12 protein-coding genes are annotated in these 13087 nt (G+C 53.5%); 2 read left to right on the top strand and 10 right to left on the bottom strand.

Annotated elements, in window-relative coordinates; genetic code table 11:
• Positions 1–3 precede the first annotated feature (3 nt).
• Positions 4–1254 (top strand): cation:proton antiporter, encoded by a 1251-nt coding sequence (locus G5B47_RS12855; RefSeq protein WP_165098593.1) that lies wholly within the window; start codon positions 4–6, stop codon positions 1252–1254.
• 111 nt (positions 1255–1365) lie between these two features.
• On the opposite strand, the gene G5B47_RS12860 is transcribed toward G5B47_RS12855, so the two are convergent.
• The 4 genes from G5B47_RS12860 to G5B47_RS12875 all read right to left on the bottom strand — a co-directional run bounded on the left by G5B47_RS12860 (position 1366) and on the right by G5B47_RS12875 (position 6462).
• The gene (locus tag G5B47_RS12860; RefSeq protein ID WP_025334694.1) at positions 1366–1653 is read right to left on the bottom strand and encodes a stage VI sporulation protein F; all 288 of its coding nucleotides are present in this window, start codon (positions 1651–1653) and stop codon (positions 1366–1368) included.
• 74 nt (positions 1654–1727) lie between these two features.
• The gene (recG, locus tag G5B47_RS12865; RefSeq protein ID WP_165098595.1) at positions 1728–3779 is read right to left on the bottom strand and encodes an ATP-dependent DNA helicase RecG; all 2052 of its coding nucleotides are present in this window, start codon (positions 3777–3779) and stop codon (positions 1728–1730) included.
• Positions 3780–3791: 12 nt separating this feature from the next.
• Positions 3792–4652, bottom strand: coding sequence for a DegV family protein (locus G5B47_RS12870; protein ID WP_165098597.1), 861 nt, complete (start codon positions 4650–4652; stop codon positions 3792–3794).
• Positions 4653–4683: 31 nt separating this feature from the next.
• Positions 4684–6462 (bottom strand): DAK2 domain-containing protein, encoded by a 1779-nt coding sequence (locus G5B47_RS12875; RefSeq protein WP_165098600.1) that lies wholly within the window; start codon positions 6460–6462, stop codon positions 4684–4686.
• 193 nt (positions 6463–6655) lie between these two features.
• Here G5B47_RS12875 and rpmB point away from each other — a divergent pair, with 193 nt between their 5' ends.
• Positions 6656–6844, top strand: coding sequence for a 50S ribosomal protein L28 (rpmB, locus tag G5B47_RS12880; protein ID WP_025334690.1), 189 nt, complete (start codon positions 6656–6658; stop codon positions 6842–6844).
• A 198-nt stretch (positions 6845–7042) separates the two neighbouring features.
• Here the strand turns inward: rpmB and spoVM are convergent, their stop codons facing one another.
• The 6 genes from spoVM to rlmN all read right to left on the bottom strand — a co-directional run bounded on the left by spoVM (position 7043) and on the right by rlmN (position 12970).
• A complete protein-coding gene (gene spoVM, locus G5B47_RS12885) occupies positions 7043–7123 on the bottom strand; it encodes a stage V sporulation protein SpoVM (protein WP_006675261.1) in 81 nt (26 codons plus the stop codon).
• A gap of 124 nt (positions 7124–7247) precedes the next feature.
• Positions 7248–7907, bottom strand: coding sequence for a ribulose-phosphate 3-epimerase (rpe, locus tag G5B47_RS12890; protein ID WP_165098602.1), 660 nt, complete (start codon positions 7905–7907; stop codon positions 7248–7250).
• A gap of 3 nt (positions 7908–7910) precedes the next feature.
• On the bottom strand, positions 7911–8816 hold the full coding sequence (rsgA, locus tag G5B47_RS12895) for a ribosome small subunit-dependent GTPase A (RefSeq protein ID WP_165098604.1): 906 nt from the start codon (positions 8814–8816) through the stop codon (positions 7911–7913).
• Between the two features lie 123 nt (positions 8817–8939).
• A complete protein-coding gene (gene pknB / locus G5B47_RS12900) occupies positions 8940–11150 on the bottom strand; it encodes a Stk1 family PASTA domain-containing Ser/Thr kinase (RefSeq protein ID WP_165098606.1) in 2211 nt (736 codons plus the stop codon).
• Entirely contained in the window at positions 11147–11923 is a 777-nt protein-coding gene (locus G5B47_RS12905) for a Stp1/IreP family PP2C-type Ser/Thr phosphatase (RefSeq protein WP_165098608.1), read from the bottom strand. The genes pknB and G5B47_RS12905 overlap by 4 nt, the downstream gene beginning before the upstream one ends.
• A 6-nt stretch (positions 11924–11929) precedes the next feature.
• Entirely contained in the window at positions 11930–12970 is a 1041-nt protein-coding gene (gene rlmN / locus G5B47_RS12910) for a 23S rRNA (adenine(2503)-C(2))-methyltransferase RlmN (RefSeq protein ID WP_165098610.1), read from the bottom strand.
• Between the last annotated feature and the right edge of the window lie 117 nt (positions 12971–13087).

Here is a 13087-nt window from a genome sequence, read left to right on the forward strand (position 1 = left end):
TCGATGAACCATATCGTATTTGAAATCGGATTGGCTATTGCCCTTGTGGCGCTGTCCGGCTTGGTTGCCGCGAAGTTCCGCTTCTCCGTTATTCCTTTTTATATTCTGATCGGAATGGCGGTAGGACCGCATGCATTTCATATTTGGCATCTGGATTTCCGGTTTATCGAAAGCGCCGCCCTGATCGAATTTATGGGCCGGATCGGCGTGCTGTTCCTGCTGTTCTATCTCGGTCTGGAGTTCTCGGTGGGCAGGCTGGTCAAGGCGGGGAAATCGATTGCTATTGGCGGAACCATTTACATTCTGATCAACTTTTCCCTCGGTCTGCTGCTGGGCTGGGGACTCGGCTTTCCTCTTGAAGAAATTCTGGTGGTGGCCGGCATTACCACCATCTCCTCCAGCGCGATCGTCGCCAAGGTCCTCGTCGATCTGAAGCGCACCGCCAATCCGGAGACCGAAATGATTCTCGGCATCATTATGTTCGAGGATGTCTTTTTGGCCGTTTATATTTCGATTCTTTCCGGCCTGGTGCTCAGCGGCTCCTCCTCGCTTGGCGGAGTGCTGCTGTCGGCGCTGATTGCGCTGGTATACATGCTGGGCCTGCTTATTGTCGGCCGCAAACTGGTCCCGCTGCTTAACAAGGCGCTTAATATCCGCTCGGGCGAACTGTTTGGCCTTGTGATTTTTGCCATTCTGTTTCTGGTGGCGGGCTTCTCCGAGACCATTCATGTGGCGGAAGCGATCGGAGCGCTGCTTGTCGGACTCGTTCTCGCGGAGACGGAGCATGTCAAACGGATCGAGAAGCTGATCATTCCGTTCCGCGATTTTTTCGGAGCTGTCTTCTTTTTCAGCTTCGGCCTGACGATCGATCCGCTCACCCTTGGCGGAGAAGCCTTATGGTATTCACTGGCGGCAGTGGCCGTCACGCTGCTGGGCAATTTCGCCGCCGGCCTGCTTGCCGGACGGAGCGCCGGCTTAAGCCCGCGCGCTTCATCCAATATCGGCCTGACAATCGTTTCACGCGGCGAATTCTCCATCATTATGGCAAATCTCGGTAAAGCGGGCGGATTGCTCGCTGTTTTGCAGCCGTTCGCAGCGATGTATGTGCTGATTCTGGCGATTCTCGGACCGCTGCTGACCAAAGAATCCAAGGCGATCTACAAAGCGCTGGATAAGGTTTTTAAATGGGAAGGCAGGCATAGGGAGCGAAAGGCGCGGGCTCAGAAGCCGGCTCCAGCCTCCGACGAGCAATAACCTTAGACATTCTTGAATTTTAAAAAAGCGTTCCAGGCTTCTAGGCCGGAACGCTTTTTTACTTTGTGCCGCTGTCCATCCACCGCTTGTGTAACGACCAATTGACCGATGCTAGCGGAACATTCCCCATAACCGAATCAAATGGAATGTGTTGTTCGGATCGATTTTCTGGGCGATTACAAATCGTACTATGCTGTCCTCCTGGTCGGAGGTGAGTCTTTCCCCCAGAATAACCGAAGCGCTGCGCACCAGTCGGCGCACAACACCGGAGTCCTGCAGCTGTTGTCTGCTTACACCGTTAATCAGGGATTTGATCCGTTCCTTGACCGCCGGGTTCTTCATCTTCAGCTTGATGCGCTCCACCAGCTGCGGGCTGATTCCATATTGCTGATAACTCAAGCTTGCCGCACCTCCCGTCATAACCAATCTTTTACGTTCTTCTAAGTATATGACGGTATGGGGCTTCATTTGACTCAATCGATCAGATCCCCCTGAAAAATGTGCTCCTTCTGAAGATAATTCCTCAGCGGAGCATATTCGGCGGATGTCCAGAAGCTGCCGTCCCGGAGCAATTCGGCCGCATCTTCACGGGCCTGTTCCAGAACGGCAAAGTCGCCGGTCATATCCGCAAGGCGGAATTCCGGCAGCCCGCTCTGCTTCGTGCCGAAGAAATCGCCTGGCCCCCGAAGCTCGAGATCCCGCCGGGAGACTTCGAATCCGTCGTCCGTTTCGGTCATCGCAGCCATCCGCTCGCGACCGACTTCCGACTTCGGATCGGCTATCAGCACGCAGTAGGAGGCGTGCTCTCCCCGCCCGACGCGTCCGCGCAGCTGATGGAGCTGGGACAATCCGAACCGGTCGGCGTCCATAATAATCATCAGCGTGGCATTCGGCACATCGACGCCTACCTCAACAACGGTCGTGGACACGAGCACCTGCACCTCATTCTCGTAAAAAGCGCGCATAACCTCGTCCTTCTCGCCGGGAGTCATCCGGCCATGCAGCAAGCCCACCCGGTAATCGGGAAAAGCCTGCGTCAGCTGAATGTGCAGATCAATGGCATTCTGCACGTCCAGCTTGTCCGATTCTTCGATCAACGGACAGATCAGGTACGCCTGACGCCCTAGTCCGACTTCGCGACGGATCAGATTCAACACCTTATCCATCTTGTCCGGCTTGACCCAGTGGGTTGCAATCGGAATACGACCCTTCGGACGTTCGGACAACGTGGAGACGTCCATATCCCCGAAGACGGTAATCGCCAGCGTCCGCGGAATCGGTGTCGCGGTCATCGTAAGCACGTCCGGATTATAGCCTTTACGCCGCAGAACGCTGCGCTGGTTCACGCCGAAGCGATGCTGTTCATCGGTTACAACAAGGCCGAGTTCCCTGAAGAATACATCTTCCTGAATCAAGGCATGGGTTCCAACGACAATATCAACGAGACCCATTTGCAGCGAGGCCAGAAGATCCTTTCGCTTCCGCCCGTTCACACTGCCTGTCAGCAGCGCCACTGTAATGCCAAAAGGCTCGAACATCGCCTGAAGAGACCGGCTGTGCTGTTCGGCCAAAATCTCCGTAGGCACCATCAGCGCTCCTTGAAAGCCCGAGCGGACCGTCGCGAACAGGGCGATCGCCGCGAGTGCCGTTTTGCCGGAGCCCACATCCCCTTGAAGCAGGCGGTTCATGCAGTAGGAGGAGCGCATATCTTGCAGAATTTCAAGCTCCGCCTTCTTCTGGGCGCCCGTCAGCTCGAAAGGAAGACTGCGGACGAACTGCCGCACGGTCGCATTGTCCACGGTATGAACCATGCCGTCCATTCTCCCCCGGTTCAGCGTCCGAAAGGCTTGAACCTTGAGCTGAAAGAGAAACAGCTCTTCATACACCATCCGCCTGCGCCCCTGCTGCCCTTCCCGTGAATCCTCGGGCTGATGGATCGTGGCGATCGCCCGTTTGCGCGGCATGAACTCATATTTGCGCATAATCGGCTGAGGCAGAATCTCAGGGATCAAATCCCCGAACTGCAGCAGCGCCTGGGAAATCGTCTTGCGGAGCCAGCTTTGCGTCAGCTTTCCGGTGACGGAATACACCGGCTGCAGCGTTCCGGTCTTTCCTTCGCCCCGGTCCGGAAATTCATAATCGGTCACCGTTATTTGTGACCGTTTCTGATCCCATTTTCCGCTGACAACAACCCGGCGTCCCGCGGTCAACTGCTCGCGTACATAGTGGCGGTTAAACCAGGTCGCCGTGAACATCCACGGCTCCGCCATCATTTTGCAGCTAAGCCGGGACTTTCCTCCAAAGCGCTGCAGCACCGGAACACCGATCACTTTAGCCTCTACGGTCACTTTGTCCCCATGCTTCACCTCGCTAAGCGACTTCGGACGGTAATCCTCATAACGGAAAGGATAATACTCCAGCAAATCCTTCACCGTAAATATGCCAAGGGCGTGAAGCTCAGCCTGCTTTTGAGCGCTCACGCCACCAATTTCCTTAACTTCGATTGTATCCAAAGACAGATTCATATTCATCCCTCACTACGCGGGCCAAATAAATACGGCAAGTGTACCATTGCCGACATGGCTGCCTACAACAGGGCCTACGTTGGTCAGCACTTGTTCCTCAAGGGTGAAATGCTGAGAAAGCTCCCGCATTAATTCTTCACCGGCCTCAGGCTGAGCCGTATGCCCTACGGCCACATTGATTTTGTCTATGCCTTGCAGATCGGCTTGGAACAGCTCGATCATCCGGGCCACCGCTTTTTTTCGTCCTCTTACCTTCTCCACCGCATAAATGATGCCTTCCTGATCAATGGACAGAATTGGCTTGATATTGAGCAAGGTACCGAGCACAGCCGACGCTTTGCCGATCCGTCCTCCCTTTTGCAGATACTCCAGCGTATCCACGAGAAAATACAGCTTGCGCGCGCGGCGCAATTGTTCGACCGATTCCAAAATCTCCTCCGGTCCTTTCCCTTCCGCGGCTAGCCGGGCCGCATGGACCACCAGCAAACCGAATCCGTAAGATGCCGACAGGGAATCGAATACAGTAATACGCTCGCCTTCCTCCTCCAGCATCGATTTGGCGAGCAGCGCGGACTGATAGGTTCCGCTTAACCCGGAAGAAATATGGAAAGACAATATCGGACTGTCCGGATATTGCTCCAACAGTTTGTGATACACATTCATATATTCGACCGGAGACGGTTGGGACGTAGTCGGCAACTGCTGCGACCTTGGAAGTCGCTCATAGAACTGTTCCGGCGTGATATCGATTCCGTCGCGGTAAGATTCTTCCCCGAACATTAGGGTCAATGGCACGATCTCGATGCCATAAACTTCCGCCATGGACGGGGGAATATCCGAGGTGCTGTCGGTAACGATAACGGTTTTATTCATGGTAAACCTCCCCTTGACTAGTGAAAAAGGCTTAAGCTTCTACCGAGAATAAATAATAATAGATGGGCTGACCGCCTTCATGGACCTCGACCTCGGCATCTGGATAATTAGCTTCAAGCCAGCTCTCTAAGGCAGCCGTCGTTTCCGAATCGGCATCTTGTCCTGTCAGGATGGTCACGATTTCATCCCCGCTCTCCAGCATGCCTGCCAGCAGGGCCTGGCTCGCACCCAGCAGATTCTCGGCGGCAGCGACTATCTTCGAATTGGAGATCCCGATGTACTGGCCCGATTTAATGTCCATTTCCTCGTATTTCGTATCCCTCACCGCATGCGTGACCTGCCCGGATTTAACCCGACTCAGAGCCTCCAGCATACCGGAAGTGTTAGTCTCCACGGATTCTTCCTCCTGGAAGGCAAAAGCCGCCGCAATGCCCTGCGGAATACTCTTGGTCGGAATAACCGTAATCTCACGCTCGCCTTCGAGCAGTTCCTTCGCTTGCTGAGCGGCAAGGACAATATTCGAGTTATTAGGCAGGAGGTAGACATGCTTCGCCGAGATAGACGATATCGCGTTAACGAAATCTTCCGTACTCGGATTCATCGTCTGCCCGCCCGACAGCACAATATCGATGCCCAGGCTCTTGAAGATCTCGGCGATTCCGTCGCCTGACGACACGGCGATGAATCCGTATGGCGCCAGATCATCCGCCGGAGGAACGGCAGGCTCCGCAGCCGCGCTCTTCTCCTCCGGAATTTCGGCAAATACATCGGGACTTGGTGCGATATCCATCCCCGCGGTCAGCAGCTCGCGGTGCTGCTCGCGCATATTCAAAATATGAATCTGCGTAATCTCGCCATACAGCAGCGCAAGATTCAGGACCTCGCCCGGAGCTCTGGAGTGGACATGTACCTTGATCGTCTCGTCATCGGAGATGACAATAATCGAATCGCCGTTCACAGATAACGCTTTCCGAAATTGATCTTCATCGAAATCTGCCGCCTGAGTTCCTCCCAGCTGACGGTTTATAAAGAATTCCATATCGTAAAAGAACTCAATATCCTCTGTCGAGAGCTGAGACTGGGCCGAGGCCTGGATGCGCTGCGGCTTCGTTTCAAGCTTGGCCGGCGGCGCCGCAGGAACTGCCGGAACCGCTGCGCTTACAGCTTGTCCCTTGGCCGAATCCGCCAACGATCCGCTCATTAAATATTCATAAAAACCTTCATATATATAGACCAGACCCTGACCGCCCGAATCCACAACGCCTACTTGTTTGAGTACCGGCAGAAGCTCCGGCGTTCCCGCAAGCGCTTCTTTGGCCTTGGCCAGCACTTCAGTCATCAATTCGTTAATATCGTTAGTCCGTCTCGCCAGATAAACGGCATGTCTGGCAGCTTCCTTAGCCACGGTCAGAATGGTTCCTTCCACCGGTTTGACCACTGCTTTGTAAGCGGTATCGACTCCGGTTTGAAGCGCTGCAGCGAACTGCTGCGTGTTGAGCTCCTCATATTGGGTTGCATAGCGGCCGAACCCCCGGAACAGCTGGGATAAAATAACCCCGGAATTCCCCCGGGCGCCCATCAAGAGGCCCTTCGACAGCACTCCCGCACACTGACCGATCGAAGCCGAGCTGTTCTTTCGCAGCTCGCCCGCGCCTGCCGTCATCGTTAAATTCATATTGGTCCCCGTATCTCCGTCCGGAACCGGAAAAACATTCAGGGAATTGACGTGCTCCGCGTGCTGCTGCAGCTTCTCCGCGCCGGCTAGTACCATCGCGGTAAAATCATCTCCGTTTATAGAACGCTTACTCAATGAGAATTCCCCTTCCTAGCCTTCGTGCCTCTTCATACCTGACATCAAATAGACATAATGCACTAATCTATATTGTACTATAAGCGAACTGAGAAATAAAATGTTTTTGAATTGGTTGACGAAGCATTTTTTACTATGATATTATATTTAAGTATTGTTTGATTGCAGGTGATCGCTACAAGGAGGTGTAATCATGTCCCGTAAATGTGCTGTAACTGGCAAAAAGCCGAGCAGCGGCAACCACGTTTCTCATGCCAACAATCGTAATCGCCGCTCCTGGGGAGTTAACGTTCAGAAGGTACGCATTCTGGTGAACGGTAAACCGAAGCGTGTATACGTTAGCACTCGCGCCCTGAAATCCGGTAAGGTCGAGCGCGTTTAATTTTTGGAATGAGCCGCTCACAATAATTTGATACTTAGAAGAAATGGCAGCGCCGTCCTTTGCGGGATGGCAACCGTTTCTCCGACAAATATAAGACGAACTATAAGCGCGCAGCTTATAATGCTTATATTTCAAGCAAAAAGCACCCTTACATTAGTAAGGTGCTTTTTTCATGTTCCCCTATTCCTTTTGCGGCCCTCAACTCTTCTGAAAGGTATTCAAAATCGCTTTCACAAACCCTCCCAAAAACTTTGGAAGTTTAAATGTATAAAATTTCATGTTCCACCCTCCGATCGGTCCTGCAGCCCTGTTAAGAACACAAAAAAGGCTACATGAGATTTCTGCTCATGTAACCATATTTATGCGAAGAGAACTTGGCCTATACCTTGGCCATTAGCCCAACTTAGCGGCCCCCGGCAGCGGCACGGATTGCGGAAATGGCCGCAGCCCGGTCACTCTGTCCGAAGACGGCATTCCCGGCAACCAGCACATCCGCTCCCGCCTCACTGACGATAGGCGCCGTCGCTTCAGCAATTCCGCCGTCGACTTCAATGCGCAGATCATGACCAATCTCGTTCGCCCATTCCCGGATTTCCCTGATTTTATGCACAGTGCTCGGGATGAATGCCTGTCCGCCAAAACCGGGGTTCACGGTCATGACGAGAACCAGATCGAGATCCGGCAGAATTTCTTTCACTGCGGAAGCGGGAGTCGCCGGATTGATTGCCACGCCAGCAAGCAGTCCGAGCTCCTTGATCTGATGGACAACCCGGTGCAGGTGCACACAAGCTTCAGCATGAACGGTAATAACAGCCGCTCCAGCTGCGGCAAAATCGGCAATATAGCGCTCCGGATTCTCGATCATAAGATGAACATCCAGCGGAAGGGAGGTATGGGCCGATACCGCTTTGACGACTACCGGGCCCAGTGTAATATTGGGCACAAAGCGCCCGTCCATAACGTCTACATGAATCCAGTCAGCGCCGGATTTTTCGGCTTCGGCCACCTCGGAGCCGAGCGCAGCGAAATCGGCAGAGAGCAAGGATGGTGCAATTTTGATCATAGGTCAATACCTCCGCTTCTTATCTTTCATTTCATTAAAAAACAGCTTGTAATGCTCGTAGCGGCTGTCTTCGATTTCTCCGGCTTCCCAAGCCTCGATGACGCGGCAGCCCGGTTCATGCAGATGGGTGCATCCGCGGAATTTGCAATCCGCCGCATAGGGGACAAACTCGCGGAAACAGGAAGACAGCTCCTCCACGCCAAGCTCCAGAAAATCCAGCTGGCTAAAACCCGGCGTATCGGCCACATAGCCCCCTTCGCCGATATCCATCAGCTCGACATGCCGAGTCGTATGACGTCCGCGTCCAAGCCGCATGCTGATCTCGCTTGTTTCCAGGGAAAGTCCGGGAACGATCCGGTTAAGCAGCGACGACTTGCCGACGCCGGATTGGCCGGCGAATACGCTGATTATGCCAGACAGCCTTTTTCGCACCTCTTCGCTTCCCGATCCCGTCCGCGAGCTGGTAACCAGCACTTCGTAGCCGATCTGCTCGTACAATTTCTTCACATGAACGATGGCTTCTCCGTCTTCATCAGCGAGATCCTGTTTGGTCAGCACGATGATCGTGTCCAGTCCGGCATGCTCGATATGTACAAGAAACTTGTCGAGCAGCTGCAAATTCAGATCCGGTTCACGTACGGAGAATAACAGAACGGCTAACGACACATTGGCGACCGGCGGCCGGATCAGCTCGGAATCCCGGGGATTGATTTCATCAACCATCCCTTCTCCATTCTCGGTCAAGGAATAAATGACGTTGTCTCCGACAAGCGGAGACAACCCTTTTTTCTTGAAGATACCGCGGGCTCTGCACTGAATGATTTCATCCTCCGGAGAGATTTTCCCTTCCCGGAGCGGTTTTACATAATAATAACCGCTTAGAGCCTTGACGATTATTCCTTCAGGCATATGATAAAGCCTTCCTCTCTTCGATTTGGCTTACATTCTGGCAAATCTTTAACTCCGTTTACTGCAAGAGCGGCTGATAACCGGCCGCTCTTGTTCAATGAATTATTTTTCAAATCAGTTGTTTTACTGTTTCGGTTTGTCTTTTTTACCTTTACCGTCAGGACTTGAATTATTCATACTTGTGACAACCTGGGAAGCACTGGCTCCCGTCTGGTTTACGGCCGAACCGTCCCCGGTATCCGGGGGATTACTCCCCGTACCGGGCGCGGCGGCCGGATCGGTCGTCGGCTCGCCGTTGGCGGGCGCCTCCGAAGGCGACTGGGTCGGTGACGGCGACGGTTCAACCGGAGAAGCTTCGGGAATCTGAACCGTACCGTTCTTGGCATCCATGTACGAAACGGGATACGTATCGAAGAACTCCCCGTCACGGTACAAAATGACTGCCCCATCCTTGTTCGGAGCAAGCACCAGATTCACCGACAATACTTGGGTCCTACTGATCGTGCGGGTTCCCCAATCCTGGTTCTCGCCATTGTTGCGCGCATCGGCGTACTCAATCCGGATCTTGGTCTTCTTGCCTTCCTGAACCGGCGAAACCGGCAGGTTGAATGTGTATTCCAGCGCTTCCGGCGGATAGCCGTCACTGATGTAAATAGTGATTTTCTCGCCGGGCGGCGCCGAGGCGCCTTTTTCATACGGCCACTGCTTCGTTACCTTTCCTTTTTCAACAGAGAAACTGGATTCACTCTTCACATCGCCGAGCGCAAGACCCGCCTCTTCAAGCTTGGCTTTCGCCTCCGCTTCGGTAAGCCCGGTAAGGTCCGGGGTAGCGACGGTCTCCTGCCCCTTGCTGACGGTGATGGAGACGGTTGCCGTGTCCGGGTCATATTCGCTTCCGGAGATCGGGTTCTGCCTAAGAACCTGGCCTGCCTGAACCTCCGCACTGAATTCGCCGACCTGGGTAATTCGGCCCTGCTCCATTCCCTGAGCCAGCAGAGCGTTCACCGCTGCGTCATAGGTCATTCCGGATAAATCCGGCATAACCGACAGCGGTTTGGCAATGCTTACCTTAAGAGCGATGGTCGTTCCTTCTTTTACCGTCGTGTCCGGCTCTTTGCTCTGCTCAAAGACGATGCCTTCGGCAAAGTTAGGGTTGTACTGTGTCGTAACCGGCTCCTCCAGAACGAGTCCGACTTCAGCCAGCTTGGCTTTGGCATTGTCCAGCGAAAGATTGACCAGCTTCGGGACCGCAACTTCAGGTACGACCAGCTTTGCGTTAACATACCACACTACACTAAGCATCGCCAGAAGAAGCAAAAGCGTCAGCCCGATCCAAAGCGCGGGTTTCCCCCAGCCTTTTCTCTTGCTGGAAGATGGCTCATCTTCGTCACGGATCATCCGGTCTTCGACAGCCCCTCGCGCACCGAGGCCCTTGGGAATCGGCTTGATCGCGGGCATGACCCTCGTCCTGTCCTCATCGTCGTCGGCAAAAGTCAGCTTTGGCTCGCTTCGGCGCTCTGGCAGCAGACAGGTTTCCAGATCCTGAAGCATCTCCTTGGCAGACTGGTAACGTTCCTCGGGATTCTTGCGCATTGATTTGAGAATGATGTTCTCCACACTCTGGGGAATCATCGGATTCAGCTTGCGGGGTTCCTCGAATTCCTCCTGCAAATGCTTCAGCGCTACGCTGATCGGACTCTCGCCCAGAAAGGGAAGGCTGCCCGTCAGCATTTGATAAATCACGATGCCGAGCGAGTACAGGTCCGATTTTTCGCCGGTGGTTACCCCCTTGGCATGCTCCGGAGAAAAATAATGCACCGAGCCGACAACCGAGCCGGTCTGGGTAATAGTCGTTGACGTCACCGCGCGGGCGATCCCGAAATCCGTTACCTTAACCCGGCCGTTTCGCCCGATCAGGATATTATGCGGCTTGATGTCCCGGTGGATAATCTGATTCTGATGGGCATGATCCAGCGCGTCGCAGATTTGGGTGGCGATTCTTACCGCTTCATCCACCTGCAGCGGAGCCCTCTCCTTGATGATTTCATTCAGATTCTTGCCTTCAACATACTCCATGACAATATAATGAATTTCATCTTCCTGCCCCACGTCATAGATGCTGACTACATTGGGATGAGAGAGGGATGCGGCGGATTGAGCCTCCCGCCGGAACCGGCGAATAAATTCTTCATCATGTACAAATTGATTGCGCAATACTTTAATAGCGACGTTACGGTTGAGCAGAATATCATGCGCCCTGTATACAAGGGCCATACCCCCTCCACCGATTCGCTCGATGACTTGGTAACGGCCTCCCAACTCGTGACCGATCATCTATCCCACTCCTTTGATTCGGGCACAGCGGCCTCCTCTTGATGTTCTAACATAGCGACGCTGATGTTGTCGCCGCCGCCGGCAAGCAGTGCCAGCTGTAGCAATCGGTCCGCTCTTTCCTTAAGCGATATTTCCTGCAGCCCGGCAACCTTCCCCAGATGCTCGGCGCTGACAAAATTGCTCAAACCGTCGCTGCACAGCAGCAGCACTTCACTCGGATCAAGCGTTATTGGAAGCAGATCGGTCTTGATGTCCTCGTCCGTGCCAAGCGCGCGTGTAAGAACATTGCGGCGCGGATGGGTATCCAGCTCCTCAAGACTGATCTGGCCATTTTTGAACAGCTCGTTTACCAGCGTATGATCATCGGTCAATTGCTTCGCCTTGCCGTCCCGGATTATGTAAGCTCTGCTGTCTCCAATGTGGCCGATGTACCCCGACTGCCCGGCAAGCAGCACGGAAACGACGGTCGTCCCCATATTGTGGTAACGGTCGTCGCTTGCAGCCTGATTAAAGACGGTATCATTGGCTTCACTGATTGCATTAGACAGGGCGGTGCTCAAAGCTTCTCCCTCCAGACCGGGCGCGAGGCCATCCAGATTGTCACGGATGGATTCAAGCGCAAGGCGGCTCGCGGTATCGCCCGCCAAATGTCCGCCCATTCCGTCGGCAATAATACCGAGTGTATAGCCGTGAGCCGTCACACCGGTCCAGACCGAATCTTCATTGACGGAGCGCACCCGTCCAATATCGCTGGCATGAACTGTTCTGATCAAAAGATCTCACCTCAACTCCATATGTTTGGCACGCAGCTGTCCGCATGCGGCCGCGATATCATGGCCCTGTTCCCGGCGTATCGTCACATTGACGCCTTGGTCGGCCAGAATCCGCTGAAACTGAAAAATATCGTTGCGGGAGGTGCGGACATACTTGCGTTCCGGCACATAGTTGACCGGAATCAGATTGACATGGCACAGCATGTTCTTCAGCACTCCGGCAAGCTCTTCCGCGTGCTCCGGCTGGTCGTTGACGCCGCCGATCAGCGCATATTCAAAGCTGATACGCCGTCCCGTCTTTGCCTGATAATAACGCAGCGATTCCATCACCTCATCAAAAGGATAACGCCGGTTGACTGGCATCAGCTTCGAACGAAGTGCATCATTCGGGGCATGGATGGAGATCGCCAGATTAATCTGGGTATCCTCCTCTGCAAATTTATATATACTCGGGACAATCCCGCTCGTTGATACCGTTATATGCCGCTGGCCGATATTTAATCCTTTTTCATGGATCATAAGCCGCAGAAACCGCATCGTGGCGTCGTAATTTTCAAACGGCTCTCCCGTTCCCATAATGACAATGCTGCTAACGCGCTCGCCCCGGGTATCTAAAATCTGCTGGGAACGGACGACCTGGGCCACAATTTCGCCAGCCGTCAAATCCCGCTTCAGCCCGCCGAGCGTGGAGGCGCAAAAGGTACAGCCGATTCTGCAGCCCACCTGTGTCGTTACGCATACGCTATTGCCGTAATTATGCTTCATAATAACTGTCTCTATTGCATGGTCGTCATGGAGGCCGAACAGAAATTTCACCGTTCCGTCCTTCGACTCCAGCCTGGTGATCTCTGAAAGCGCGTTAATTGAGAACTGATCACTCAGCTTTGCCCGCAGCGCCTTCGACAGGTTGCTCATCGATTCAAAGTCGTTCACCCGCTTGACGTACAGCCAATCAAAAATCTGTCCTCCGCGAAAAGCCGGCTCTCCGTTATCTTTGGCCCACTGGGACAGCTCTTCAAGAGTAAAATCATATATTAAAGGTTTCATTATCTTAATCGCACCTGTACTTTCTTCTGGATAGTTATAATGCTTTGTCATCCTGCCTATTTTAACATAAATCTCACAAAGGGTAAAAGAAATCGCGGGATAGCGCATATTTTTAAG

The organism is Paenibacillus apii (assembly GCF_011043685.1).
Classification (GTDB): Bacteria; Bacillota; Bacilli; order Paenibacillales; family Paenibacillaceae; genus Paenibacillus_AQ; species Paenibacillus_AQ sabinae.